This is a genomic window from Aeromonas rivuli (assembly GCF_000820045.1).
In the GTDB taxonomy this organism is placed as follows: domain Bacteria; phylum Pseudomonadota; class Gammaproteobacteria; order Enterobacterales; family Aeromonadaceae; genus Aeromonas; species Aeromonas rivuli.
In genome coordinates this window covers 14,113-37,228 of the sequence record NZ_CDBJ01000023.1, presented here as the reverse complement: position 1 = coordinate 37,228, position 23,116 = coordinate 14,113, and the positions used below count along the sequence as shown (strand labels likewise).

General features: G+C 57.9%; 34 protein-coding genes. 29 read left to right on the top strand and 5 right to left on the bottom strand.

Translation table 11 applies throughout. The features are described from left to right. The 6 genes from BN1130_RS22560 to BN1130_RS03960 all read left to right on the top strand — a co-directional run. Positions 1-229, top strand: a 229-nt coding sequence (locus BN1130_RS22560) for a hypothetical protein (protein WP_042040451.1), incomplete at its 5' end; no start/stop codon positions are given. 105 nt (positions 230-334) lie between these two features. Then, positions 335-544 carry a hypothetical protein gene (locus BN1130_RS03990; RefSeq protein WP_042040450.1) on the top strand — a complete coding sequence of 70 codons (210 nt, stop codon included), beginning with the start codon at positions 335-337 and terminating at the stop codon, positions 542-544. Positions 545-750: 206 nt separating this feature from the next. Then, the gene (locus BN1130_RS03985) at positions 751-1,710 is read left to right on the top strand and encodes a plasmid replication protein repA (protein ID WP_232301922.1); all 960 of its coding nucleotides are present in this window, start codon (positions 751-753) and stop codon (positions 1,708-1,710) included. 779 nt (positions 1,711-2,489) lie between these two features. Then, positions 2,490-2,786, top strand: a complete 297-nt coding sequence (locus BN1130_RS03980; RefSeq protein WP_015060225.1) for a hypothetical protein — start codon at positions 2,490-2,492, stop codon at positions 2,784-2,786. A gap of 1,048 nt (positions 2,787-3,834) precedes the next feature. Beyond that, a complete protein-coding gene (locus BN1130_RS03965; protein ID WP_306381716.1) occupies positions 3,835-4,377 on the top strand; it encodes a recombinase family protein in 543 nt (180 codons plus the stop codon). 35 nt (positions 4,378-4,412) lie between these two features. Further along, positions 4,413-4,760 carry a hypothetical protein gene (locus BN1130_RS03960; protein WP_042040446.1) on the top strand — a complete coding sequence of 116 codons (348 nt, stop codon included), beginning with the start codon at positions 4,413-4,415 and terminating at the stop codon, positions 4,758-4,760. A 246-nt stretch (positions 4,761-5,006) separates the two neighbouring features. Here the strand turns inward: BN1130_RS03960 and BN1130_RS03955 are convergent, their stop codons facing one another. From BN1130_RS03955 to BN1130_RS21285, 5 genes are all read right to left on the bottom strand, one after another. Then, complete coding sequence (locus BN1130_RS03955; RefSeq protein ID WP_042040445.1) at positions 5,007-5,255, bottom strand: hypothetical protein; 249 nt, start codon at positions 5,253-5,255, stop codon at positions 5,007-5,009. Between the two features lie 39 nt (positions 5,256-5,294). Then, the gene (locus BN1130_RS03950) at positions 5,295-5,936 is read right to left on the bottom strand and encodes a ParA family protein (RefSeq protein WP_042040444.1); all 642 of its coding nucleotides are present in this window, start codon (positions 5,934-5,936) and stop codon (positions 5,295-5,297) included. 156 nt (positions 5,937-6,092) lie between these two features. Beyond that, positions 6,093-6,482: a helix-turn-helix domain-containing protein gene (locus tag BN1130_RS03945; RefSeq protein WP_042040443.1), complete on the bottom strand. Its 390-nt coding sequence runs from the start codon at positions 6,480-6,482 to the stop codon at positions 6,093-6,095. A gap of 22 nt (positions 6,483-6,504) precedes the next feature. Then, the gene (locus BN1130_RS03940; protein WP_042040442.1) at positions 6,505-6,765 is read right to left on the bottom strand and encodes a hypothetical protein; all 261 of its coding nucleotides are present in this window, start codon (positions 6,763-6,765) and stop codon (positions 6,505-6,507) included. A 100-nt stretch (positions 6,766-6,865) separates the two neighbouring features. Beyond that, positions 6,866-7,513, bottom strand: coding sequence for an XRE family transcriptional regulator (locus BN1130_RS21285; protein ID WP_052448179.1), 648 nt, complete (start codon positions 7,511-7,513; stop codon positions 6,866-6,868). A gap of 199 nt (positions 7,514-7,712) precedes the next feature. Between BN1130_RS21285 and BN1130_RS03930 the strand changes: the two genes are divergently transcribed. From BN1130_RS03930 to BN1130_RS03815, 23 genes are all read left to right on the top strand, one after another. Beyond that, entirely contained in the window at positions 7,713-7,928 is a 216-nt protein-coding gene (locus tag BN1130_RS03930) for a hypothetical protein (RefSeq protein ID WP_080078698.1), read from the top strand. Positions 7,929-7,936: 8 nt separating this feature from the next. After that, positions 7,937-8,341, top strand: coding sequence for a hypothetical protein (locus tag BN1130_RS03925; protein WP_042040440.1), 405 nt, complete (start codon positions 7,937-7,939; stop codon positions 8,339-8,341). Positions 8,342-8,597: 256 nt separating this feature from the next. After that, positions 8,598-9,020 (top strand): hypothetical protein, encoded by a 423-nt coding sequence (locus tag BN1130_RS03915; protein ID WP_157013891.1) that lies wholly within the window; start codon positions 8,598-8,600, stop codon positions 9,018-9,020. Beyond that, complete coding sequence (locus tag BN1130_RS03910; RefSeq protein ID WP_042040438.1) at positions 9,020-9,355, top strand: hypothetical protein; 336 nt, start codon at positions 9,020-9,022, stop codon at positions 9,353-9,355. Before BN1130_RS03915 ends, BN1130_RS03910 begins: the two co-directional genes overlap by 1 nt. Before the next feature lie 501 nt (positions 9,356-9,856). After that, complete coding sequence (locus BN1130_RS03905) at positions 9,857-10,057, top strand: hypothetical protein (protein ID WP_157013890.1); 201 nt, start codon at positions 9,857-9,859, stop codon at positions 10,055-10,057. Positions 10,058-10,060: 3 nt separating this feature from the next. Next, positions 10,061-10,243 carry a hypothetical protein gene (locus tag BN1130_RS03900; RefSeq protein ID WP_042040436.1) on the top strand — a complete coding sequence of 61 codons (183 nt, stop codon included), beginning with the start codon at positions 10,061-10,063 and terminating at the stop codon, positions 10,241-10,243. A gap of 9 nt (positions 10,244-10,252) precedes the next feature. Then, positions 10,253-10,669 (top strand): Acb2/Tad1 domain-containing protein, encoded by a 417-nt coding sequence (locus tag BN1130_RS03895; protein ID WP_052448177.1) that lies wholly within the window; start codon positions 10,253-10,255, stop codon positions 10,667-10,669. A 46-nt stretch (positions 10,670-10,715) separates the two neighbouring features. Then, complete coding sequence (locus BN1130_RS03890) at positions 10,716-11,990, top strand: tyrosine-type recombinase/integrase (protein WP_052448176.1); 1,275 nt, start codon at positions 10,716-10,718, stop codon at positions 11,988-11,990. Between the two features lie 376 nt (positions 11,991-12,366). Next, positions 12,367-12,567 (top strand): DUF1441 family protein, encoded by a 201-nt coding sequence (locus BN1130_RS03885; RefSeq protein WP_157013889.1) that lies wholly within the window; start codon positions 12,367-12,369, stop codon positions 12,565-12,567. A gap of 50 nt (positions 12,568-12,617) precedes the next feature. Then, a complete protein-coding gene (locus tag BN1130_RS03880; protein WP_157013888.1) occupies positions 12,618-12,839 on the top strand; it encodes a hypothetical protein in 222 nt (73 codons plus the stop codon). Between the two features lie 59 nt (positions 12,840-12,898). Beyond that, positions 12,899-13,204: a hypothetical protein gene (locus BN1130_RS22815; protein WP_042040463.1), complete on the top strand. Its 306-nt coding sequence runs from the start codon at positions 12,899-12,901 to the stop codon at positions 13,202-13,204. Between the two features lie 187 nt (positions 13,205-13,391). Continuing rightward, a complete protein-coding gene (locus BN1130_RS03870) occupies positions 13,392-13,667 on the top strand; it encodes a hypothetical protein (protein WP_042040432.1) in 276 nt (91 codons plus the stop codon). Further along, the gene (locus BN1130_RS03865) at positions 13,660-14,151 is read left to right on the top strand and encodes a hypothetical protein (protein ID WP_042040431.1); all 492 of its coding nucleotides are present in this window, start codon (positions 13,660-13,662) and stop codon (positions 14,149-14,151) included. The genes BN1130_RS03870 and BN1130_RS03865 overlap by 8 nt, the downstream gene beginning before the upstream one ends. A 53-nt stretch (positions 14,152-14,204) precedes the next feature. After that, entirely contained in the window at positions 14,205-14,930 is a 726-nt protein-coding gene (locus BN1130_RS03860; protein ID WP_042040430.1) for a DNA-methyltransferase, read from the top strand. Continuing rightward, positions 14,909-15,250 (top strand): hypothetical protein, encoded by a 342-nt coding sequence (locus BN1130_RS03855; RefSeq protein WP_139427385.1) that lies wholly within the window; start codon positions 14,909-14,911, stop codon positions 15,248-15,250. The genes BN1130_RS03860 and BN1130_RS03855 overlap by 22 nt, the downstream gene beginning before the upstream one ends. A 418-nt stretch (positions 15,251-15,668) precedes the next feature. After that, positions 15,669-16,166 (top strand): DUF1441 family protein, encoded by a 498-nt coding sequence (locus BN1130_RS03850; protein ID WP_042040427.1) that lies wholly within the window; start codon positions 15,669-15,671, stop codon positions 16,164-16,166. Next, positions 16,159-18,228: a phage terminase large subunit family protein gene (locus BN1130_RS03845; protein ID WP_042040426.1), complete on the top strand. Its 2,070-nt coding sequence runs from the start codon at positions 16,159-16,161 to the stop codon at positions 18,226-18,228. Before BN1130_RS03850 ends, BN1130_RS03845 begins: the two co-directional genes overlap by 8 nt. 8 nt (positions 18,229-18,236) lie before the next feature. After that, complete coding sequence (locus BN1130_RS23155; protein WP_042040424.1) at positions 18,237-18,452, top strand: phage head-tail joining protein; 216 nt, start codon at positions 18,237-18,239, stop codon at positions 18,450-18,452. Continuing rightward, a complete protein-coding gene (locus BN1130_RS03835; protein ID WP_157013887.1) occupies positions 18,449-19,936 on the top strand; it encodes a phage portal protein in 1,488 nt (495 codons plus the stop codon). The genes BN1130_RS23155 and BN1130_RS03835 overlap by 4 nt, the downstream gene beginning before the upstream one ends. Further along, positions 19,933-21,309 (top strand): S49 family peptidase, encoded by a 1,377-nt coding sequence (locus BN1130_RS03830; RefSeq protein WP_052448174.1) that lies wholly within the window; start codon positions 19,933-19,935, stop codon positions 21,307-21,309. Before BN1130_RS03835 ends, BN1130_RS03830 begins: the two co-directional genes overlap by 4 nt. 32 nt (positions 21,310-21,341) lie before the next feature. After that, positions 21,342-21,695: a head decoration protein gene (locus BN1130_RS03825; protein WP_042040423.1), complete on the top strand. Its 354-nt coding sequence runs from the start codon at positions 21,342-21,344 to the stop codon at positions 21,693-21,695. A 32-nt stretch (positions 21,696-21,727) separates the two neighbouring features. Continuing rightward, positions 21,728-22,723 (top strand): major capsid protein, encoded by a 996-nt coding sequence (locus BN1130_RS03820; RefSeq protein WP_042040422.1) that lies wholly within the window; start codon positions 21,728-21,730, stop codon positions 22,721-22,723. Continuing rightward, positions 22,723-23,091 carry a head-tail joining protein gene (locus tag BN1130_RS03815; protein ID WP_042040420.1) on the top strand — a complete coding sequence of 123 codons (369 nt, stop codon included), beginning with the start codon at positions 22,723-22,725 and terminating at the stop codon, positions 23,089-23,091. The genes BN1130_RS03820 and BN1130_RS03815 overlap by 1 nt, the downstream gene beginning before the upstream one ends. Positions 23,092-23,116 lie beyond the last annotated feature (25 nt).

Genomic DNA, 23,116 nt, shown 5'->3' with positions numbered 1-23,116 from the left:
AGAGGCCGCGAGGAAGGCGGCCGACGCCAAGCTAAAAGAGCTGAAGCGGGGCAAGGCGACGCTGTCCATCACCCGACCGTTAACCCCGGCGATTGTTGCCGAAGGAAAAATCAGCGTGTCAAACCACAAGAGATCAGCCAATGGGTTGTGGTTGGTTGATGAGGTCGAGCATGTGATCGAATCGGGGTCTGTCTCTTATACATCAGCAAGTTGCGTGACGCCGGAGTGATTGACTTCGCCATAAATGGCACTGTTTAAATATACAGTATAACTATAAATAGCTAAAATGACGCTTGGTTGGCACCGGGCAAGATCGAGTTGTAAGGAATTGAAAATGATAAGAACGGGAAACCCCTTAATCAGGGAAAATAAAGGTGATACCATCGAGCACATTCACGCTTATGTCGAGTGGCTGTGTCTCTCTGTTGATGGTGATGATCAGGCGCATCCTGGTGTGGGGCTGTCGCTGCATGTAGTGCGAGAGGCGATCAATTCGCTGCGTGAGGGAAAACAGGGCTTGTCTAACGATACACAAAAAGTGTAAATTAGCCGGAGTAAATGGGGGCTAAGGCCCCTAAAACGGGAAGAATGAATCGAATTTAATCAGGCAGGCTTACAAAGTGAAAAACCCGAGGTTGGCGCCTCGGGCTTTTCGAAGAGGTCAGCACAAAGGCTTATCCCAATCCGCAAGGGTAAGTGTACAAGTTGGCCATCACGTAAGCAAGCCTTTGCCATGAGCAAAGGAACAAGATGGACAGTGCTATCGAAGCCCCATGTATGTGGGGGCGCTCTCGTTACCCACACCCTGGGAAATTCTTGGGCAGCGGTAATCGCTGCGGCCATAACCCAGATAATCCCGCGTGGGACCTCTTCACCCCGCCGGAAACCAAGAAGGATATTCCGCACGTAATGCGGAAGCTCCAGGAGGGGATCCGCGCCTATTATTCAAAGCCAGAAATGCTACCTACGCTCTCTAACCTGAGCGGTAAGAGAAACGCCGACGGCAATCCACGCCTGAATCGCTCTGAAGCCCGTGAGGCGGAAGCGTTGATTATGGAAGCGATCATCCAGATGACGGATTTTGCGACCCTGCGCGTGGGGACACCATTGCCAAATGGTGGTTTCGTTCATCGATCTTGCACGGAGATTGCCGCCGTGGCTGGGTTGCTGGACCAAAATGCCCCAGCCGATAAGCCCCGCCCTTCTCAACGATACTGGCGTGGTTTCCGTCGCCTCAAAATCGCCGGGGCCTTTGATGTTCACCTTCAATATGAAGAGCAGGAAGACGGCTCTAAGCGCGGCCGCCCGGCAATTAAAAATCTGAACATGCACTTCCTAGTTGCTATTGGCCGCGTGGGGTATGAGGCTCTGAAGAAGTTTAGGACGTGGTGTTCTCGCAAATTGTCGGGTGTGCGGGCGGCATATGCCGAGCAGTTCCCGGAAACGCATGACGCCGAGATCGCAAATCGCCATTTGTGTGATGCCCAGGGGAAGGTGGGCATCAAGACTAACACCCGTCAGCCTGCCCGCTCGATCTCTTTGCCTGATAGCAATGAGCGCCGGGAGCAGCAACGCCAGTACAACCTGGACATGGCCAAGTATGCGGCCGAGCTGCTGGCCGAGCATTCCGGCAAGCCTGAATCGTGGGTGATGAATCAGGTCCGGGTCAAGTACCCCCCCTTCGATGAGTGGCTAAAGCTGCAACAGTAGCGCCACAACAATCCTTGCACACTCTTAGGCACAGGCCCCTGTGGGGGACTGTGCTGCCCTCGTTTGCCTATTCTGCGGGGTTTTGGCAATGCAGCCGCCAAGATCCCCCAAGCCTTCCTGTTTTGCCTCTATTCCTGGCCACGGCCGCCCGATAACTTCCCCTGTTTCTGTGGATAACTCTTGAATAGAAAAAATTAAGTGATTTCAAATAAAATTTAGGTAAATCCAATAAAAATTAACTGCTTACTGTAGATATGCTCTTTCTTTATGAATAAAAAATATGATCTGGATGTTCTCTCTACGCTCGAAGCATCCTAAGAATGCCTGGCTATGCAGGCCAGCAAGCTGGCCGCCGCCAGAACAAAGACGAGAATGCCTGACCTTGCAGGGCGGCAAGCCGCCCGCCGGTCAGCATGATAACCCCCCTTCGTGGGGGCACGCCCCCACACCCGATCCCCAAAACCCCAGCTTGAACCAGCCATGCCCCACAAGGGGGCCGACAAACTTCAGTGGTGCGTCATGCAACAGTGGCCTTAAAGAAAAAAGACGCTTAGCAGGGTGGGGGGTGGAGGTGGCCTTAAATCCTGAGTCACACGGCCACCACATCGCCGCTAAGGGCACCCAAAGAAAAAGACAGGCAACCACTAGGGCCGCCCATGAAATTCCTTATAGCGCCTCTCACTGCTTCAATAGCCCTTAATCATTTCAGGCATGAATTAGCTTTACCACTCAGAGGGGTGATGATACGTTAATCATATCAAGCATGATTAAGGGGATATATGAGAGTTTCAGCAATTCAAAAGGACCTGCTCTTTGTGTTGTTTGCCATCGAGGCAAGAGGGGCCGCCGGTCCTGTTCCTGGGGTAAGGCTGCTGAAGATGATCAACGCTTCTCGATCTGCCGAAGTTTTTCCGGCCAACTTCCGGGCGTCCTGCCATACCCTTGTCGATCACGGTCTGTTGCAGAAGTACCGGTCTGAGTCGTTGAAGCTGGCTTTTTCGCTGACAGATGAGGGGCGAAAGAGGGCGGAGGCTATCTATTCAGCCCGCGTCGGTGACGCCGTCACTTCTGCGTGACTGAAAAGAATATGTTAAATGGTGAAGAGGGAACGAGTATGCCAAGACAGATCGAGTATGTTGGGCAGGTGGTCGCAATCGGGGATTATCTACCAGCCCATTACCTGAGCAATCAGAGAGAATGGGCGGCCGAGGGGATACCTCTCAATCCGTGCATGAGATCAGACTTTGACACCACCCCGAACGAGCACCGTGATCCCCTGGAAGTGGATCACTGGTGGGGGGTGCCATACATCACAACCACATCTTGGGATGATATGTCGCAAGGTGTCCCCGCCGATGACCTGGAAGAGCGTCGCCGCCGTTGGTTTGAGGCTTGGCCGGATGGGGTTCGCTACTGTGTGCGCTGTCTTGATGGTGGGGCGTGGGACCGTTCAACAAACAGGGGGATGGTTGCCACGTTGGATGAAGCGATCTCGCGGGCGGTGGCTCTGCGGGCTGAGTTTTAGCCTTGTTGGGAGGTGGGGGATCATGGCGGTTAATTTCGAGTACAAGTCCGGCATCTTGGAGGCGGGAGACACTGGGCGTGATGTTTCGTGGTGCTGGTTCAAGGGAGATCTTGAGGCTACCCGGGCAGAAGGCGGCGAGCCGGTGGGGTCGATTAGCGTTCCGCCATCGGCATCGGTTACGGTGGTTAAATCGCTAATCCGAGAGGATGCAAAGAAGCGCTGAAAATGGCCCGCATTAAGCGGGCTTTTTGATGTCCGGCTATCTTGAAAATGGTGATCGGTGTTGGAGGTGTTCGCCATGCCAGTGATGGATCTCGATAGCATCGGAGGGATGCCGCCCGGGAGTTTGATTGTTCTGAGCAATGCGGAGCTTGCTGATCGGGTTGAGGGGTTGTTGCCTGACTTGCCGTCAGAGGCTCACCCAGTGTTGAAAGAGGTGGTTTTACGTTTGCGTGAGGCAGGGGACTAGCTGTTCAAAAACGGCCGTTTTTGGGTCATGTGGGGCCGCCCTGGTTGGTGGTCCTTTTTTGTCTCTTCCTTGTCTCAAAACCCTGTCCGTTTAACTATGTTTCGAAATGGTGTCTCAAAAGGGGGTTATTGTGCGTTTTGGTTATGCGAGGGTGAGCACGTCAGATCAGGAACTGGCCCATCAACTCGATGCCCTGGAGCGGGTGGGTTGTGATGAGGTGCTGGCCGAGACGGTCAGCGGGACCGCTGTGGCCCGTCCTGAGCTTTCCCGGTTGCTTGATAAGGTGAGGGCAGGGGATACCGTTGTTGTGTGGCGTCTGGACCGTCTGGGGCGGTCTCTGCGCCATCTACTGGAGTTGATCGAGGTGTTCAGGCTGAAGGGGGTCGAGCTGGTTTCGCTCCATGAGCAAATCGACACCACCACCGCAACAGGTAAAATGATGATCCACTTCTTCGCCATGCTGGCCGAGTTCGAGCGGAATCTGATTTCTGAGCGAACCCGTGCGGGCCTGAGTGCGGCCCGGGCCCGTGGTCGCAAGGGTGGCCGTCCGCCTGCTATTACGCCTCAACAGTTGAAGCTGGCGCGGGCAATGCTGGCAGGGGAAGGGGTTACAGTGTCGGAGGTGGCCAAGCACCTGGGGGTTTCCCGGTCTACGTTATATCGCCACCTGTGACCTGTCACAAAAACAACAATGGAGACGTTAGACCAATGAAGAGAGCGTTCGGAGTTCTTGCGGTTGCCCTGGCGCTGACCGGGTGCGGTGATCCTGCTGAGGCATGGTTGCAAGATGGTTTTATGGGGGATGTATCACAAGATAAATGGAATGGCGCGACCCCTGTCCAGCAGGTAGGGACGGCGGGGATCTGGTTGAAGCGGATTCAGGCTGATGATCTCCTGGTGTTCAAGGTGCCCGTGGCCGAGTTGAAGCCGAAAGCCACCGAGCTGACCCAGTGCATCAATGAATTGGTGGCCAAGGGTGGCGCGGTGAACAAGGAGGCATATCAACAGGGGATCGTGTGCATCAACATGTTGGGGTGGTCGAAGGGCAAAGAGTAAGGCCCCTCGATGGGGGCCTCTGTTATTTTTTCAGCAGCTTCTGTAATGCTGTCCGCATATAGTCAGGGCAGCGTGATATAAATTGCTCCCTGGTGTCGGCTGGCAGAAGCGGAAATTCAATTATCCGTGTGCGGCTGATTGCCTTATAATCCTTGTCAGACATAATTATCCCTCGATCCCATTGGTGTTAATTGTGTCCGGTCGGCTGGAAGGTGAGAGAGCCAGCCGACCGAACCCTTCAGGGCATTAACCGCCCTTGTGCTCTTTGTAGAGAGCGAACGCTTCCTTCAGTAAATCGACCATGCTCATATCGTGCATGGCTGCAAACATCTTGAAATCCTTCCTTAGTTCGGAATCCACTTTGAAGTTCATCGGGACCAGTTCGCCCGCCTCTGGTTTGGTCGTGTTATTGCCGACAACGTGAGCGGCTGCGGTGCTGGCCGGTGGTGTTCCTTTGCCCTTACCTTTACCGGGTGGTGGCGGTACGTTTGCCATATCTTCGTTACCTCGTTAATTCGTTATTTAGTTAATTCGTTATTGTTCGGACTGGAGCCGGTTGATAATCGACTGGATCAACTGGTCGGCTTGCTCCCGCGGGCCTTTGTATGGTGTCTCGATGGCGGCCAATCCTGAGTCGTGAGCCCGGCGGAATGCGGTCTTTTCGAACATGACGCCATCAAGTAAGTGGAAGGGGGTTTCGGATAAGTATTCCCGGGCTTCTTCTAACTCCTTCTCGCTGTTCCCCGCTCGACACAAGGCAAAGCAGATCTTGCCGGACTCTATCCCGTGCTTGTCGGCCAGGGCGTTGGCAAGGATGACTGTCGGTTCCATATCGTCCAGTGATAGGCCCGTGGGGAGGACCAACAAGTCGGAAACCTTGGCGATCTCGACAGTGGCCTTTGTTGCGTGTGGAGCGCCATCGAAAATCATAAGGTCGTAAGCATCTGCCACGCGGAGCGCCTGAGAGAGAGTGCCGAAGCATTCGACGTTAACCACGGGGGTAATGCCCGATTTGAGGCGACGTTGCAGCCATGAAAAGCTGGTGCTCTGATTGATGTCTAGGTCTGCAATCTTCACGTTCCAGCCTGCGGCCGCATAGGTTGAGGCTGTCGAACGGGCAAGGGTGCTTTTCCCTACGCCGCCCTTTTGTGAGACCACGCCGATCTTGTATCCCATTGGTGTATCCCCTTCGTTAAATAGTCAAATCGTTAATTCGTTAACGCATGAATAAGGATAATGACAGGGCGGGATGATGGCAAGAAAAAACGAAATAAAGAAATGACGAATTAACGAATTTGGCAGGGTGGGGCGGCGCGGCCGCCCGGGGAGAGGTTAGGCGAAGTCCTTTCCGCCTGCGCTGGATGGGCGAATGACGCGAACGTAACTTGTGCCGGTCTTGGTGCGGTAGGGGCGGCGAAGACGAAGGGCGTCGTCGTCAACCTCGAAAGTGGCCAGAATGGCCAGCATGAGGCAGAGAGCGCGAGGAATGAGAACGCCGAGCGTAAACCCCCTGGCTATCATATGGGGCTTTGTCTTTGCTCCCAGCTTTGCCTGGATGGATGCTTCGATATGTCGAAGCGATGAGGCGGGGACCTGTACGGCCAGTGAGATTTGGGAGGGGGTTTCGCCGTCAGCCAAACCGACAAGGACGCGCAATTCGGGGGTGGTGAGTTGCTGGCCTGATAGCCCGATGACGTCTTCGCCTGTGATTTCCATTGTCATTCTATCCGTCCTTGATAGAGCGTTAGTTGTTGTCGGCAAGTTGAGAGATAACGAGGGCGGCGCGGTTCAAATCATCTTTGAGTCGTGCGGAAAGGTCGGCGATGTCCTCTAGGTCTTTGTCGGTTGCTTCGCCGCATTCGAGGGCGCGAACGGCCAGCGCCTCCAGACCGGAGGCCATCGCCGCCGATTGCCGCAAATTGGTATAAATGGCCACCTTCTTGGTGGTGGGTAGTGGGATGACCTCCCCTTCAGGTGCTCCGCCCAATACTGCTAGATCCCGCATGATTAACCCTTTTCGTGTTGGTGGTGTGCTTATTCGTGGAATCTTACACTTTTAGTGTAAAACCAACAAATGGAAAAACACGGCATTGGCCGCGCTTGTCTTATCTGTCGTGGGTGATTCTGGCTATTCGCCCGACTATCTTCAGGCTCGCCAGTTGCTCGGCGTTCAGCTTCTGGTCTGGGTAGTGCGCCGAGTCTTCGGCGGCAACGGTAAACGAGCCGTCCAGTTCTGGCCTTATCCACCTGATCCAAATCTGACCGTTCACCAAAATGGCGAAAAGATCGGCAGTGCTGACGGTTGTCCGGCTGCGGTCGATCAGCACTTCCGCGCCGTCCTGGATAAGGGGGTCCATGCTATCGCCCTGGGCGATGATGGCTGTCAGCTTGTTTTCATTCAGGCCCCTTGCCTTGGCGTGATCAATATGGAGGGCTGACCGATTGGCCACATTGTCGATGTTCAATGTTTCCCCGCCCACTGAAATGGGGCTCTGGTCTAGGGTCACGTAATCCATTGGGCTGGCGTTGTGGCCTTCGTGGTCTGTGAACCCGGCCAGCCATGCGGGGGTGGTCCCGAATAGTTCGGCGAGGGCTATCATCTGCTCATATTTCGGCGAGCGTAAGGCTTGCTCCCAATTGGAATAGCGGGAGCCAGTAACGCCGAGGCGCTTTCCTGTTTCTTCGAGAGTCCAGCCTTTGACGCCGCGGCAGTGTCTTAGCCGGTTCGCTTGCACATTTTTAATGTCCGACATCATGTTTCCCATGTTAACGAGGCGGGTTAGCGGCGGCCTCGTAGGAGGCTGTTAGCTGCATCCGTTTGTTATTCTGATCAACTATACACTTAGCGTGTTAAATCAGCAAAACAAAGCCTTGTAAAACACCTGTTTTGTCGCCTAGAATTACACATAACGTGTAATTCTTTTATTAGTGTGTTAACAAGGGCTTCAATACGTGGATTTGAACACCTGGATTGACAGTGTGGGCGGGATCGAGAAGGCGGCCGAGCTTCTGAAGGAAAAGCCGAGAACGGTTTATTCCTGGTATCGGAAGGAGAAGGCCCCTCGGCTTTCGTCGTCGCTGAATATCGTGTCAAAGTCCCGCGGCGAGGTCGATTACAACGGCATTTATGGCCCCCTGGCATCTGCCCGGGTGGCGGGTGAGGTGTAGGGGGAAAGATGTTGATTATCGGGCTGGTCGGCGGTTGTGAGCGCCGTCGTGAAGAGGTGGCGCAAGCGGTTGTCGGGGTTGGTCGGGCTCGGCTTGTGGCGTATGCCATGCGGGTCCCAAGAAGTGGACGTCTGCGGGCGGATTTGCTGCGTGATGTGGTCTTGAAGTTTGACCACGGCAAGGAGCGGGATCGCGGTCTTGTGCTGACTCACGTCAAGACATGGGAAGAGGTGGAATATATCCGCGCTCTTGGTGGTCAGCTTTGGCACGTTGAGGGGGTTCCATCCAGTGAGATTGCTATTCAGCGCGATGATCTGATGGTGACGCCCCGCGCTGGCGGGGTCCGCCACTATCTGGACCCGGTGGAGGCGCTATCCGAAACGATGATCCGTTATAACCCCAAGGCGGCGTAAAGGGGGTGTGCATGGATTTCACAAGGGGTGCTGCGATTTTCTGTCAGAAAGCCCGCTTCCTGCGCTTTCTGGCTGGTAAGTGCGGGAGAGAGGTGCCAGACGCTGCCGCGGCTGCTGAGGTTGTTCGCCGGTTGTGTGGTGTGCAAAGCCGCCGGGAGCTGAACACGAACAAAGAGGCCGCGAGGAAGTGGGCCGGTTTGGTGCATGAGTTTAACCAATGGGCGGCCGGAGCGTGATGGTTTCAGAAAGGAAGTGTATGGGACGCCGCCGCCGAAATGACCTCGACGACCTGTTGGAAGCCTGGGCGCGTTGGTGTCATTCCGGGGGCGTTGTTCCTGGCTCGGGGGCCTCAATGCTGGCCAGGATGATCGACGGAAAAGGGTTGATCACGTTCGGCAGTGGTGGGGGCTCTGCGCCTATGGACACCATAGAAGCCCGTATCGAGGCGGCTGTGATGAAAATGGCCGCCGAGAATCAGGACCGGGCTGACGTGTTGCGGCTGGAATGCCGCGCCGGTTGGTTTCGGGTTTCACAGCGCCGCGGGTTGGTGAATTTCGACCCGTCCGGCCTGCTACAGATCGACATGGCTCACGCCCTTGGTATGAGCCTGCGGACATACAAGCGCCGCCTTGCTGAGGCGCGGGAAGTGATCATTCAAGAACTGGAGGGGATGGGGTGATGGTCGTTGAACTGGTGCCGGTCCACGTTGACCGTGATGAATATGGAATGTGGCTTCATCCTGCCTTGATCGGTATGGATGAAATGACATGGCAAGACTTCACCGCGCTGATGGCCTGTAAAGGGATTCGGTGCGAGTGGGTTTCTATGGAGTCAGATGCCCCCGAAGAGCTGGTCGAACGATATTTCGAATTGGGTGATCCTGATGTGAGCGAGTGGGAGCCATCACCACCGCCCGGTGATATGTGGTTCATTCTCGGGATTTTTGACACTGAAGATGGCCCCGGATGTCTGTGGGGGCGGTCGTTGCTGGCCGTTGGGGGGGAAGTGTTATGAGTGATATTTCATCTTCTTCTGTGCCTAGTCTGCACGTTAATTTCATTCGTTCCCCCGAGCCCCAGTCAGGGAAAACAACTCTCTTACTGACTATTGCCAAGGGGGTTATTGCGGACGGGAAGTCTGTTCTTTTCCTTTGCCCGTCACAAGACGCGGCCCGCTGGCTGCATCGTTACCGCATCTCCCCGGATTTGAGTGATGTCGCTGTGGGGTGGTCATCCCGTCCTAAGTTTCCTGAATGGGTCGGGTCATATCCCGCGGATGTGATCTTGGTTGACGATGTATCACGTCACCCTGGTGGGCTGGAGGTTGTTGAGGTCATTTCTCGGTCCCGTCTTGCTCATGGCAATGCTGTTTCGATAGTGGTTGCCGGGCTGGAGAACGTTGAATCTCCGCATCCTGATTGTGACCAGTGCGACGGGACAGGATATGTCAGTGTGAGCGGTCATGCTGGCGGCCGTTGTTCGTGTGTGGTTGTTGGTAAGCCGGTTAGGAAGCGTCATGAAACATATTAACGATCATATCAAGTTCCCATCTGGGAACACTGTGGAGTTTTTGCGCAAAAAAGCCAAGAAGTTGGTTAAGGCGGCGAAATTGGAGGGGCGTGAACTTAAATTGGCCGCCGCTCTTGATCAGTTGGCATCTGAGAACGGTATCGCTGGCGGGTGGGCTCAAGCCATGAATTTGATTGGTAAGGAGTAGCAGATGCCAAAATTCGTCAATGAGTTAGAGGCCGAGGTACTGGCTAAAAAGCACCTTGAAAATTATGTCAACGAATGCCGGTGCCAATCGAAAGTTGATGTGCTGCTGGCGATTCAAAAAATGCTGGCGGTGTCACTCTCGGCTCACGAAGTGGTCGAGCATGGCAGAAGCGAAACCATTCAGTAAGGGGTGATCATGTTGAGAGTTCGGGAAGTGACAACCCACCACGTCGGTGATGAAGCCGGCGTTCGGATTTTCCAATCCTCCGCCAGTGCGGCCACTGCCTTCGGGTTCGGTGGTCCGCATCACTATTCCGTTGTGACTGCCAAGCCGGGGTCTGATGTGCTGGAGGTTGATCAGGCGCTTGGGGTGATTCGGTTCCAGCATGGCCACCCGGCCAGCGTTGGGCGAAACGGCGTAACCATCGAGGCGCTGATCGCCATCTGCCATGACCGGCTGAAGATGTTTCAATCTGGGCCCTATGAAAGCGCCTATAACGAAACGGCCATCATGCACCTGGAACGCGCTATCGAGGCCCTGAAGGACAGAACCCGCGAGCGTGAAAGCCTGATCCCCGGCGACCGTATCAAGCTGGACGACTTAACGAAATAACGATTTAACGCAAAGCCCGAGGCGGGCTATCACAGGAGTGGAGGCCATGACCGCCACAATCATCACCGCCTTGTCAGATGCCGTCATTCGGCGGCATAGCCAAGACCCCAGCGTCAGGCAGATCAAAGACCCTCGTTTCTCGTTGTTGTTCCGGTTCCACAAGGACCGGGATCGGGGCTCTTTTCACCTGCGGCACTATCAAGGCGGCCGGGAACGCTGGAAAAAGGTCGGGGCATTTCCAGACATGACCACCAAGGTCCTGTTTGCACGGCTGCCGGAAATCAAGGGGCAACTGGCTGTTGATCCCGCGTCGGATAATCTGGCGGTGTCCACCTGGGCAACAGTGGGCGATTTGCTGTGTTGGTATCGGGACCGGTCCGGCGATAACGCCAACGTGTCATCCAGTCGGCGGAGTTCGGTCAAGAGCGCCATAAATCGGCAGCTTTTGCCGGTGCTGTCTGATGTTCCCCTGGGGGCGTTTAGCAGTGAGAAAGAAGGCCGAACCCTGCTTGATGAAAAGCTGATTTGGCCCATGCAATCGACCTATTCCCTGTCGTTCGTGAAGTCCGTGTTCGGAGTGCTGAAGGCGGCATTCAAGCAGGCGTATCGGCTAAAGCGTATCGAGTCGAACCCGTTGGCCCCCTGGGTGTTCAGCGACTTCATTCAGGCCCGCATCAAGCCCAAGGACCCGTCGTTGCGTGTCGAGCGCCTGACGGACTTCATGGGGCGCTTGCCTGCTTGCCAAGGTCCTGAGCGGTTGATCCCGCTCTTGATGTTGTTGCACGGGACGCGGGTCGGCGAAACACGGCATCACCGATGGGACTGGATTGATTGGCGCGGCAGCACGTTAACGATCCCGGGCCGGTTCACCAAGAACAAGCGAGAGCACCAGATCCCGCTGTCGTCGGCCGCGGTGCAGGCGTTGAAGGCATACCAAGCCAGTCAATCCCGCCGCGGGGTCTCTAGTGTCTGGCTGTTCCCTGGAGCAAAGCCCGGAAGGCCAATCGGTAAAACGAAAGCCAATGAGCTGTTTCAGGTGATCAGTGAAAAGGCGTGGACCTCTCACGATTTGCGGAAATTGGCGCGGACTGTGTGGGCAGATCTCGGCGTGGATTACATCGTCGGGGAGCTGTTGCTGAATCACACGCTCAAGGACTTGGACGCCACATACATCCACACGGCGATGGCTGTTCAGAAGCGGGAGGCGTTGGCCCGTTATCACGACTGGCTGATCCTTCAGGGGCTCACCATCGAGACCGAGACAGAAGCGAGATCGAGAAAAAACACGCCAGCAGACCAGACCAGCGAGGCCGCGGCATGAGGGCAAATTACAGGACCCACGCTAAAGGAGGAATCAAGCAAGTGAAAAGCGTATTTGAGCCGGTCGCCGTCGGCGGCTGTTTCGGTCGGTGTGGCGCACAGCGCGGCGGCGGTTGTGTGTCGCTGCGTGTGTGGCAAGTGGCTGATAATAAAGGGATTATGTGTGTCGGTGGAGCGGCGGCCGAGACGCGGCGGCGCGGAAAGCCGGGGGACCCTGGGGCCCGAAACGCACTCCACGGGCGGCAGGCTCGCGGGGTTCGGCAGTTTTTCGGGATCCCTATGCGTCGTCAGCGGTCTAGGCAGGTAGCTGACGAATCCCGCTTCCGGTGCGGGGTGCAGGCTGCCGATCCGGTGATCTTTTGATGGGGGAAATGGCGATGCGGTATCTCAATATCAGCCAGATGGCTGACATGTTTGACCTGAGCCGGGACACGGTGCGCAAGCGGCTGCGCTCGGCAGGGATCCAGCCAGTCAGGCAGGAGCGCAACGCGCCACTGTACGACATGGCCAAGGCGGGGCCCGCGCTCTTTCGTGAGTCGCTGGCCGGGATTGTGATGGGTAATGGAGGGGTAAGGTGATGATGATGGAAACCGTTCGGGATGCGTGGCGCAAAGGCGACCGCCGCGGGATGTGGTTGGAGTTGGGCAAGGTGGCGGCGCTCGGCACCCTGGGGGGGCTGCGTTCGCTGGGGCTAGTGTGGGCTCTGTTCGCGCTGTCGGTGCTGGTTGGTGTCGGCTTTTACTGCGGGGTATCGCTGGCGGCGGCCAAGTTGCCGTCCCCGGTGAAGGTGGTGTACTTGCTGGCCGCCCCGGATGCAGCAGAGGGGGAGACACAGGAGGGCGAACGGTGAGCGGGGGAAAGCGGTCGCCGGTCCCCGCGGGCGAGCGTAAGCGGCGCTCCCGGGAGAGAATGCGCCAGCTCGGAATAAAGGTGATCGAGGTTCGGTTGTCCCCGCCCGTCCAGCGCCAACTGGATGAGGCCCGGCATGTGCGGGGCGGGATACGGGGGCCCTATAGCGTGGATGAGTATATCGACACCCTGATCCGGGAAGACTGCGCCCGCCTGGAGCGGCAGATCGCCAAGCTGGGGTCGTGCCGGAAGTGTGGGTCGGCGTTGCCGGAAGGGTGCGGGGGGCTGTTTAAAGGGGATGGCGATTGCTTCCATACCCGCCGCGCCCTTGATCTGCGGCTAAATGTGACCGGTCACACCGAATAAAAAACGGTTTTTCAGTGAATTGGTTTTACACCTATCGTGTGCGATTACACATAATGTGTTGATTTTCGTTGGCACTTTGCGATAGGCTTCGCCATAACGTGGTGTTGGTGTGCTTGTAGCGCCACGCTTTCAACCTAAACCCGGCTCTTGCCGGGTTTTTTTGTATCTGAAAAAGGGCGGTCGATTGATGTGGCAATGGGACACCGGGCGCGTCATCGCTTACGTCGGGGGGACCGGTGTGGGCCTTAGCAGTCTGAGCGAAAAAGTACAAGCGGCCACCAGTGATGTGGCCGGAACGGTCAGCCTTCTTCAGTACCCGGTGCAGTTGCCGCACATCCAGATCACGGTGGCCGACATCACAACGGTGGGCGGTTTCCTTGTCGTGTTGGCGCGGTTCGGCTGGGACATCTGGAAGGACATCCGAGGCAAGCGAAAAGGCGATTTAGGGGGCCAGCGTGAATAAAAAACATCTTCTCGAATTGGTAGTACGCCCGACCCTGAAGGGGCTCGGGTTGCACAGTGCCGCGGCGGAACAGTTGGTGATGGGCACCATCACCCAAGAATCCCACGCGGAATATTTGAAGCAGTTGGGGCAGGGCCCGGCGCTGGGCATCGCCCAGATGGAACCAGCCACCCACCGCGACATCTGGTTGAACTACATCGCCTATCGTAAGGACCTCAAGGTCCTGCTGGTTGGCATCATGTCCGGCGAGGCTCGCCAGACGCTGGCGGCCAAGGGGTGCCCTCCTGACTGCGAGTTGATCGGCAATCTGCCGTATGCCGTGGCCATGTGCCGGGTGCATTACCTGCGGGTGAAAGAGTCGTTACCCGCGGCGGGGGATGTGGATGGGTTGGCGCGGTACTGGAAGCGCCACTACAACACGGCCCAAGGGGCGGGCACGGAAGCGGAGTTCGTCCGCAACTACCCCGCCGATCTGTTTCGGTAGTAAGAGCGTTTGGGAGGCTTCGGCCTCCCTCTTTTTTTTGCAGAGGTCACGGAATGCAGCTTGCGCAAATGGATGCGGTGGCGTGGCTGAAAAGCCTGCCGGATAACAGTGTCGATCTGATGATTACGGATCCGCCTTACGAGTCGCTGGAGAAACACCGCGCCCGCGGCACCACGACCCGGCTCAAGGAGAGCAAGGGATCCAGTAACCGGTGGTTCAGCATTTTCCCGAACGACCGCTTCCCCGAGTTTTTCGCGGAGGTGTTCCGGGTGCTCAAAAAGAACCGCCATTTTTACCTGATGTGCGATCAGGAAACGATGTTTCACGTTAAGCCGCTGGCCGAGGCCGCCGGGTTCACGTTCTGGAAACCGGTGGTGTGGGACAAGTGCGCCATCGGCATGGGCTACCACTACCGGGCAAAGTGCGAGTTCATCCTGTTTTTCGAGAAGGGCAAGCGCAAGCTGAACCACCTCGGGATCCCGGATGTGCTGAAGGTGAAAGAGGTGGAGAGTGTTGACCCGTCCGACATGCCAGACCTGATCCCGGTCAAGCGTATCCGTGGCGGCTATCCGACCGAAAAGCCGGTCGAACTCTTCGACATTCTGATCCAGCAAAGCAGCCAGCCCGGCGAGGTGGTGGCCGATGCGTTCTTCGGGTCCGGTGCCGTGTTGGTATCGGCTGCCCGTCAGTCGCGTCAGGCGCTGGGAAATGACGTGTCGCCTGACGCTCACGCTTACCTCAACGGGAGACAATGCGAATGGCAATGCGAAAACTTGTGATGTGCTGGGCGATGGTGTTCGGGGTGCTGGCGCTGTCGGTGCCTGCCCATGCGACGGATGCGGCAGCAATGCCGCCGCCTGATTTCGATCTGTTTGGCCTGCTGGCGGTGTTCGTCGGCGGCGAGGCGGCCGCCAAATGGGTGGCCATTATCGGCCTAGTGGCGTGGGTGCTGACCCAAGTCATGGCCTGGGTGCCGCCGCAGTGGGTGGCGCGGTTGCCCGCCTGGGCGATCCGCTTGCTCCAGGTGCTGGCGGGGAACTACCGGAGATCCGCGAATGGGATGGCTAACGACCCTGAGCAGCTTCGCCGAACTCTTTAAGCGCCTGTTGGCGCGGTGGGATCGATATGACCAAGAGCGCAAGCAATTGCGGCGTGAAGAGCGCCGGGCCGCGGTGGCAGATGACCCGGCCCGCGCTTTTGCTGATCTGTTCGGTCAGCCTGACGGCATGTCAGAGCGCCCCGCTGCCGACGCCTCGCCCGTTGTGCGATCCGACACCGCCAAGGCTCCAGTGGAGCCAAAGCAGTGACGGCGGGGCTTGCTTGTCCGGTGAGGCGCTGGGCGAGCTGGTGAACTACATCCACGACCTGCGCGAGTGTGCAACTGCACCCCGCTAAGGAGCGTTTCAGGTTTGGCCTCTGGAATCACAGTTAGCGCCATGCACACAGTGCCAGCCTTCGGGCAATAGCAACTTTTCCAGAGGCCGCCTTTTTGTGAGTGTCAGGGTGGAGCGGTCAACATGGCAGACGTGACCCATATCGGCGACGCCTACGCCTGGAATATCACCCGGATCGCGGAAGCGTTCGGGATGAGCCGCGACACAGTACGAAAGCGCCTGCGTGAAGCAGGCGTTCAGCCCAAGGGCACCCGGGGGAATGCCCCGGTGTACCTGCTGGCCGATGTTGGCCCGGCTCTGTTTCAGGGTGGGGGTGAGCAAACCGCCGCCAGCCATCAACCGGACAAGATGCCCCCGAAAGATCGGAAGGAGTGGTATCAGTCCGAGAATGAGCGGCTCAAGTTTCAGCGCGAGATCGGGGACCTGATCCCGGTTGGAGAGTACCGCGACGACTTGTCGCGGGTATTGAAAAAAGTGGTGTCGTTCTTCGAGTCCTTGCCGGACCGAATGGAACGCCGCCGGACGTTCAGCGCGCCCCAGCTTGAAGAGCTGGAAAGGACCGCGGACGAGTTCAGGAATCAACTGTATAGCGAGTTATTAGAGGTGGACGACAATGGCTAATTACGCCAAGCCGGGCCGTGTCCGGCGTGATGTGATCACCATTGTCCGCCCGCCCAATCGTGAGCCGGTATCCCAAAGCGCCCGCCGCCTGCTGTATGTGGAACAAAGCGGGTCGATGGTGCCTTGGGATGGTGACTTGGTGCCGTACATGCACGAGCCGATGGACTGCCTCAAGTCCCGGTTATATGACGCCGTGGTGTTTGTCGGCCCCGCCCGAACAGCGAAGACGGTTTCCCTCGTTGATGGGTGGGTGTGTGACACCATCGTCAACGACCCGGCCGATTTTCTGTTAGTGCAGATCAGCCAGGACAAGGCCGCCGAGCACAGCAAAAAGCGCCTTTCTCGGGAGTTTTACGCAAGCCCGGAAGTGCGCTCGGCTATGTCGCCGCGGGCCCACGACAACAACGTCCACGACAAGGTGTTTCGCTCTGGCAACTTCCTGAAAATTGGGTGGCCATCGAAAAACATCTTCGCCAGTTCGGACTGGAAACGGGTGGCGCTGACGGATTACGACCGTATGCCGCAAGACATCGACGGCGAGGGCTCGGCGTTCATTCTGGCGGGGAAACGGACACAGACGTTCATGTCGTCGGGGATGGTGCTGGTTGAATCAAGCCCCGGCTTTTTGATTACCGATCCTGCTTATCGGGTGCCGAGCCCGCATGAAGCGCCGCCGACCCGCGGCATTCTGTCCCTTTACAATCAGGGCGACCGCCGCTTGTTTATGTGGCAATGCCCGGACTGTGGTGACTGGTTCGAGCCTGATTTCCCGTTGTTGCTGTGGGACAGGGACCAGCCTGATCCGGCCACCGCCTCGAAAGATGTGGTGATGCCGTGCCCCCATTGTGGGGTGGAGCTGCGCGAAGATCAGCCACTGGCGGGGAATGTGGCCCTCAAGCTGGCGCTGAATAGCGGCGGCCTCTGGGTGCCGCAAGGCTGCTCCCTGGATCAGGATGGCCGATTACTGGGGACGCCGCGGGAAACCCGTGTCGCCTCGTTTTGGCAGAAGGGGCCGACGGCTGCCTTTCAGACGTGGAACCAGCTTGTTTATAAGTGGTTGGCCGCGTTGCGTGAGTATGAAAAGACCGGCAACACGGAAGACCTTCAGGCCACGGTGAACACCGATCAGGGGCGGCCATTCACGCCGCCTCGGGAGCAGGACCGCGACGGCAACGCGCTGATGGAGCGCCGCGCCGATCTGGGGGTTCGGGTGGTGCCGCCGTGGGTGCGTTTCATGACGGCGCAAGTCGATGTGCAGGGCGGGGCCAAAAAGGCCCGCTTTGATGTGATGGTGCTGGGGTGGGGCGTTGATCTGGAATGCGTGGTGATTGACCGCTTCGCCATCCAGAAATCAAAGCGGGTGCAGGAGGACAAGCCGGACGCTTTTGTCCGGGTTAACCCTGCCACTCACCTGGAGGACTGGGACCTGATCACCGAAAAGGTGATCGAGCGGACATACCCGATAGATGATGACTCGGGCCGGATGATGCCTATCTATCGCACGATGTGCGATAGCGGCGGCGAAGATGGGGTCACGGATAACGCCTATTCCTATTATCGCAAGCTGAAGTCGGTCGGGCTGGCCCGGCGCTTCATGCTGGTTAAGGGGCGGCCATCTGGCCCCCTGGTGGAGGTGCGTTATCCAGACAACACCCAGCGCAAGGACCGCAAGGCCAACGCTCTGGGGGATGTGCCGGTGCTCTTTATCAACACGAACCGGGTCAAAGATACGGTCAGTAATGCCCTTGAGCGTGACACGCCCGGGTGGCGTTATGTGCATTTCCCTAACTGGCTCCCGGAAGCCTTCTTCGATGAGCTGACCGCCGAGGTGCGGGACGCTGATGGCAAGTGGGACAAGGTGAGTAAGGGGGCGAGGAACGAAACCTTCGATCTGTTCGTGTATGGCTGGGCCTGTATTTACGACATCAAGGCCGACAAGATTGTCGATTGGGATAACGCCCCACCGTGGGCACGTCCGATTGATGAAAACGGCGAGCTGTTGTCCAGTGATGGGCAGCAGCAGCGATTACCGACCCGCCGCCGTCGGCGGTCCAGTGTGTGAGGTGAGCAGTGGCATTTACTCAAGATGATGTAAACGCGCTTGATGAGGCCATCGCAAGCGGTGAATTGACGGTCAGGATCGACGGCCGAGAGGTGCAATACCGATCCATAGATGACCTGCTGAAGGCGAAACGACATATTGTCCGCCTGATGGCTCGGCGTGCTGGGGCCCGCTCCAGCCCGTTGGCGGGTGTTCGGACCTGTGTGGATAGGGGGATCCGGTGAGCGTGATCATTGGACTGGATGGGCGGCCGATTCAGGCATCCCAGCCCTATGAGGGGGCGACACGGGCCCCGCGCTCGATTGGTTGGAATGCTCCCAGCATGGGCCCGAATCGGGCCCTTGCTGTTTCTGGCCGTCAACTGCGCAACCGCGCCCGGGCTGGCTACCGCAACAGTCTGTTGTTGCGGTCGGCCATCAACAAGAACACCACCAACGAGGTCGGCAAGGGCTTTACCCTGATCAGCACGTGTCAGGATGACGCCTTTCGTCGGGAGCTTAATGAGCTGTGGCGGATTGTATCGCTGGAGCTGGACCCCTGGGGGGACATGAATTTCGGGGCCCTCGTCAATGTGGCGGTGAAAGCCCGCCGTATGTCTGGCGAGTGTTTCATTCGCCGGTTGCGTCGGCGGCTTTCCTCGGGGCTACAGGTGCCGACACAGGTGGAGATCATGGAGGCCGATTTGTGCCCCCTGGATCTCAACCGTCGGATCAGTGCCACCCGCCGGATTGTGCAGGGGATAGAGTTCGACGGAAAACTGAAGGTCGCGTACTGGTTCTATCGGGCGCACCCGGAAGACGGGATCGAGACCGTCAGCCTGTCCGATTTGGAGCGGGTCCCGGCCCGTGACGTGATCCATCACTATCACCCGACCCGCCCCGGTCAGGTTCGCGCTGAACCGGAAACGGCCGCGGCGCTGTTAAAGGACCGGACGTTTCAGGAGTACGACGACGCCGAACTGATCCGCAAGAAAGAGCGGAGCGCCTTCACGGGCTTCCTGTACCGCGAGCAGTTTGGCGACGACTGGGACTTCGACCCCGCCACGGGGAAGCCGTTGTTTGATGACTCCAAGCCCGCCGAAGAGGTGGAGCGTGTGTTTGCCGGGACCATGCTGCGCGGCGTTCCTGGTGAAAAGCTGGATCTCTTTGACGGGGATGACACTGGGCAAGGGTACAAGGATTTCGTGCGCTGGCAGGCGTTGCAAGAAGCGGCCGGACTGGAGATCCCTTATCCCCTGTTGACCGGCGATTGGGACGGCCTCAATGACCGCTTGGTCCGGGCATTTTTGAACGAGTACCGCCGCGGAATTACGTTCGATCAAACGAACCTGTCCGGCTTTCAGGTGGCGTTCACTATCTGGCGCTGGGTGATTGAAGATGCGGTCCTGATTGGTCGGCTGAAGGCCCCGGGCTTTGGCTCCAATCCGTGGCCTTATCTGTCGCTCGACATTCGTCCAGATGCCTGGAAGCACTTGCAGCCAGAGCAGGACATCAACGCCCGTAACAAGGCGGTGAGTAACAATATTTCCAACGCCGAGGCCGAGGCCGCCGAGTATGGCCGCGACCTTGAGGACAACATGAGGCGTAACGCGAAGGCCCTCAAGCGATGGGAGGAAATTTGCAACGAAGAAGGCGTCAAGCAGCCCGGCAATCTCGCCGGGCTGTTTCGTCAGGATGAGACAGAGAAGAGCGGGGACAGTGAAGAATGAAACAGCACTTAGCCCTTAATTTCCTGATGTCCAAAGCCTGGGCACTGGATCAAGCCATGTTGGAGGTGATGGGCGGCTTGGCTGCCCGAGACCTTGCCGATCTGGATTTGTCCACGCTGCCCGGGCTGGCTGACCATCTGGGGCCGGTTGCCCTGGAGGGGAAAGGCGGCCGGGCGGTCAGTCCGGGCATGGAGATCAGAGACGGCGGCGTCGCCCTGGTGCATGTCAATGGCGTGATCAGCCGTTACGCCACCATGTTCCACGCCATTTGTGGCGGGACGTCCACCCAGATGCTGGCCAAGGACTTCAACGCCGCGATGGACAACCCGGCAGTGCGGTCCGTGGTGCTGTATATCAACTCGCCCGGCGGTGAGGCTGACGGTATCCATGAGCTGGCGGAAATGATCTATCAGGCCCGCGGTCGGAAACCCATCGTCGCGTATATCGGCGGTGCGGGGTGTTCGGCGGCGTTCTGGGTGGCCACGGCGGCGGATGAGGTGGTGATCGATGCCACGGCCCGCCTTGGCTCCATCGGGACCGTGATGACGTTCCGCACTCGCAAGAAAAGCGACACCGACCAAACCGAGGTGTTGGAAATCGTATCCAGCCAATCGCCCAACAAGCGGTTGGACCCGGCCAGCGAAGAGGGCCGCAAGGCATACCAGAGCGAGCTGGACAACTTGGCAGACATCTTTATCGACCGGGTGGCCCGCAATATGGGGGTGTCTCGGGAAACGGTCCTGAACGACTTCGGCAAAGGTGGCGTGTTGATTGGCCAGCGGGCGGTGGACGTGGGCATGGCCCACCGGCTCGGCAGTCTGGAAGGCGTGATCAGTGAACTGAAACAGGGGAAGCGAAACACAATGAGTAAAGAGAACAAGACCGGCGCGGCCGGTGAATCGGGTCAGGTGCTGGTGCTTGGCTTGCCGGGTGTCAGTGCTGGCGCAATGGCGGCCGACGTGATCGCCGCCATTACCGCCGAGCGCCCGGATGTGATCGAGGCCATCAAGGCCGAGCAGGTGCCCGCGCTGGCGTTGGATCATGCGGCAGAGATTGCCAAGGCTTGTGCTGATGCGGGTATTCCTGCGCTGTCTGCTTCCCTGCTGACCGGTGGTTTGACCAAGGCGTCAGCCGATGAGCGCATCACGCAAGCGAAGGCGCTCAAGGATACGCTGTCGGCCGCTGGCCTCTCTGCGAGCTTTGATAGCTTGCTGGCTTGCATCAACGACCCGATCAAAATGGTGGGTCAGGCCATCCATGAAGTTCAAGCCTCGGCGGATGAGAGTGGCACCGGTAGCCGTGTTATTCGTGAAAGTGCGGAGCAGAAGGGCCCCGAGCTGAATGCGAAAGACATTTACAAGAATCGCCGTTAAGCGGCGGAGCCTATCACAAGGGGTTTTACAAGATGACGCAATTCAAACGCTACGGCTCCCACGTCCTCGCCGAGGTCGATGGGCTGTCCCGTGATGACGCCACCCTGACCGGTGGCGTTTTTGTTGATGGTGAAGTGGTGGGGCAGCTCGACAACGGCCGTCACACCAAGTTGAACCTTGCCGCTGACGCGGCCGACGCCCAAGAGGCGGTCGCCGTGGTGCTGGGTGATGTGGACGCCAGTGCGCTGGACCGTCCGGGGGTTGTTCATGCTCGCCTGACATCGATCCGTGAAAAGGCGCTGGTCTGGCCGAGTGACATCACCCCGGAGCAGAAAGCCGCGGCCCTGCGTCAGTTGGCCGCCCGCAACATCATCGCCCGCTATTAATGCGGCCCTACCATTAGCAAGAGACCCATTTCATGGAACTGCAACAAGCTATCGAATCCGACAAGTTCACGGTGAAGAACCTCACCGCGTCCATCAACAATGTGACTGTACCGAAGACCCGCCTCGCCGAGCTGGGGATCTTCGAAGAGCGCGGCATTGCGACCACCCATGTCCAAATCGAATACAAGGATGGCCAGATCATCCTGGTGCCGGAGAAGCAGCGCGGCGCGGACGGGACCCACATGGATGACCGTGAGCGCAAGCTGTACACCTTCAACGCGATCCACCTCCCGCTGGAAGCGTCCATCATGGCCGATCAGGTGCAGAATGTGCGCGCCTTCGGGTCTGATGATGAGCTGGAGCATCTGGACCGCCTCATCGAAGAGAAGCACGAAGATCACCGCCTGAGCCTGGATGCGACCATCGAGTTTTTCCGCATCGGTGCCCTGTTCGGGAAAATCGTCGGGGCCTCGGGTAACGTGATCGAGGACCTTTATGCCCGCTTCGGTATCAGCGAAAAGGACCAGTATCACGCCATCGACTTTACCAAGCCGGTGCGCACCCAGTTGCTCGACGTGAAGCGCGAGTCCGAGAACAGCCAGAAGGGCATCAAGGGCAAGCGTTACCGCACCCTGTGTAGCCCGGAGTTTTTCAACAAGCTGTTGGAAAACGAAGACTTCGAAAAGGCGTTCAACCGCTACAACGACGGCGCGAACCTGCGTGATGACGTGCGCCCTGGCGTGTTCTGGGATGGCACTTACTGGGAAGAGCTGTCCGAGACGGTCGGCGACAAGCCGTTCCTGAAGGCGGGCGAAGCGGTCTATTTCCCGGAAGACAAGCCGGGGCTGTTTATCACCCGCTTCTGTCCGGCCAACTACACCGAGACCGTGAACACTATCGGCCTGCCGTACTACTCACGGGCCGAGCCGAAGCGTATGGGCAAGGGCATCGACATCGAGTCACAGACCAACGTGATCAACGTCTGCACCAGCCCGTTGGCGGTCCGCCGTCTGAAGGTCAAGCCGTAATGCGCGACCCCTTCGCCAATGCTAACCGCCGGATCATCCGGCGGTTAGGTATCCCCACGGTGATGGTCACGGAGCAGGGTGTGACCCTGCCCGAGATCAAGGGGGTATTCATCCATCCAGAAGGGGAAGGGCTGATCAAGGGGCGCGGCGGTGGTCTGGAGTTCAAGAGCAGCCGCCCGACCTTGCGGGTCATGTCTGAGGATGTGGTGGGGCTGTCGCAAGAGTGGCGGATCATCGTGAAGGGGAAGGAGTATTTCCCGGCCGAACACCACGAAGATGGCAGCGGCACCACCCTGATTTATCTGTCCGTGGAGATCGCGGATCTGACGGAATCGGAGGTGATGAGCAGTGGCGCAACCTGGCGTTAGTATCCAGATGAATTTTGCCCGGGAA

Excerpts from the sequence above, each read along its gene's own strand:
- BN1130_RS21285 (WP_052448179.1), bottom strand. The coding sequence starts at position 7,513 with ATGTCGGACATTAAAAATGTGCAAGCGAACCGGCTAAGACACTGCCGC.
- BN1130_RS03950 (WP_042040444.1), bottom strand. The coding sequence starts at position 5,936 with ATGGGATACAAGATCGGCGTGGTCTCACAAAAGGGCGGCGTAGGGAAA.
- BN1130_RS03820 (WP_042040422.1), top strand. The coding sequence starts at position 21,728 with ATGGAACTGCAACAAGCTATCGAATCCGACAAGTTCACGGTGAAGAAC.
- BN1130_RS03850 (WP_042040427.1), top strand. The coding sequence starts at position 15,669 with ATGGCAGACGTGACCCATATCGGCGACGCCTACGCCTGGAATATCACC.
- BN1130_RS03910 (WP_042040438.1), top strand. The coding sequence starts at position 9,020 with ATGGTCGTTGAACTGGTGCCGGTCCACGTTGACCGTGATGAATATGGA.
- BN1130_RS03945 (WP_042040443.1), bottom strand. The coding sequence starts at position 6,482 with ATGACAATGGAAATCACAGGCGAAGACGTCATCGGGCTATCAGGCCAG.
- BN1130_RS03885 (WP_157013889.1), top strand. The coding sequence starts at position 12,367 with ATGCGGTATCTCAATATCAGCCAGATGGCTGACATGTTTGACCTGAGC.
- BN1130_RS03915 (WP_157013891.1), top strand. The coding sequence starts at position 8,598 with ATGGGACGCCGCCGCCGAAATGACCTCGACGACCTGTTGGAAGCCTGG.
- BN1130_RS03985 (WP_232301922.1), top strand. The coding sequence starts at position 751 with ATGGACAGTGCTATCGAAGCCCCATGTATGTGGGGGCGCTCTCGTTAC.
- BN1130_RS03955 (WP_042040445.1), bottom strand. The coding sequence starts at position 5,255 with ATGGCAAACGTACCGCCACCACCCGGTAAAGGTAAGGGCAAAGGAACA.
- BN1130_RS03855 (WP_139427385.1), top strand. The coding sequence starts at position 14,909 with ATGGCAATGCGAAAACTTGTGATGTGCTGGGCGATGGTGTTCGGGGTG.
- BN1130_RS03925 (WP_042040440.1), top strand. The coding sequence starts at position 7,937 with ATGTTGATTATCGGGCTGGTCGGCGGTTGTGAGCGCCGTCGTGAAGAG.
- BN1130_RS03860 (WP_042040430.1), top strand. The coding sequence starts at position 14,205 with ATGCAGCTTGCGCAAATGGATGCGGTGGCGTGGCTGAAAAGCCTGCCG.
- BN1130_RS03890 (WP_052448176.1), top strand. The coding sequence starts at position 10,716 with ATGACCGCCACAATCATCACCGCCTTGTCAGATGCCGTCATTCGGCGG.
- BN1130_RS03905 (WP_157013890.1), top strand. The coding sequence starts at position 9,857 with ATGAAACATATTAACGATCATATCAAGTTCCCATCTGGGAACACTGTG.
- BN1130_RS03960 (WP_042040446.1), top strand. The coding sequence starts at position 4,413 with ATGAAGAGAGCGTTCGGAGTTCTTGCGGTTGCCCTGGCGCTGACCGGG.
- BN1130_RS03880 (WP_157013888.1), top strand. The coding sequence starts at position 12,618 with ATGTGGTTGGAGTTGGGCAAGGTGGCGGCGCTCGGCACCCTGGGGGGG.
- BN1130_RS03825 (WP_042040423.1), top strand. The coding sequence starts at position 21,342 with ATGACGCAATTCAAACGCTACGGCTCCCACGTCCTCGCCGAGGTCGAT.
- BN1130_RS03900 (WP_042040436.1), top strand. The coding sequence starts at position 10,061 with ATGCCAAAATTCGTCAATGAGTTAGAGGCCGAGGTACTGGCTAAAAAG.
- BN1130_RS03830 (WP_052448174.1), top strand. The coding sequence starts at position 19,933 with ATGAAACAGCACTTAGCCCTTAATTTCCTGATGTCCAAAGCCTGGGCA.
- BN1130_RS03870 (WP_042040432.1), top strand. The coding sequence starts at position 13,392 with ATGTGGCAATGGGACACCGGGCGCGTCATCGCTTACGTCGGGGGGACC.
- BN1130_RS03895 (WP_052448177.1), top strand. The coding sequence starts at position 10,253 with ATGTTGAGAGTTCGGGAAGTGACAACCCACCACGTCGGTGATGAAGCC.
- BN1130_RS03940 (WP_042040442.1), bottom strand. The coding sequence starts at position 6,765 with ATGCGGGATCTAGCAGTATTGGGCGGAGCACCTGAAGGGGAGGTCATC.
- BN1130_RS03990 (WP_042040450.1), top strand. The coding sequence starts at position 335 with ATGATAAGAACGGGAAACCCCTTAATCAGGGAAAATAAAGGTGATACC.
- BN1130_RS03980 (WP_015060225.1), top strand. The coding sequence starts at position 2,490 with ATGAGAGTTTCAGCAATTCAAAAGGACCTGCTCTTTGTGTTGTTTGCC.
- BN1130_RS22815 (WP_042040463.1), top strand. The coding sequence starts at position 12,899 with ATGCGCCAGCTCGGAATAAAGGTGATCGAGGTTCGGTTGTCCCCGCCC.
- BN1130_RS03845 (WP_042040426.1), top strand. The coding sequence starts at position 16,159 with ATGGCTAATTACGCCAAGCCGGGCCGTGTCCGGCGTGATGTGATCACC.
- BN1130_RS03815 (WP_042040420.1), top strand. The coding sequence starts at position 22,723 with ATGCGCGACCCCTTCGCCAATGCTAACCGCCGGATCATCCGGCGGTTA.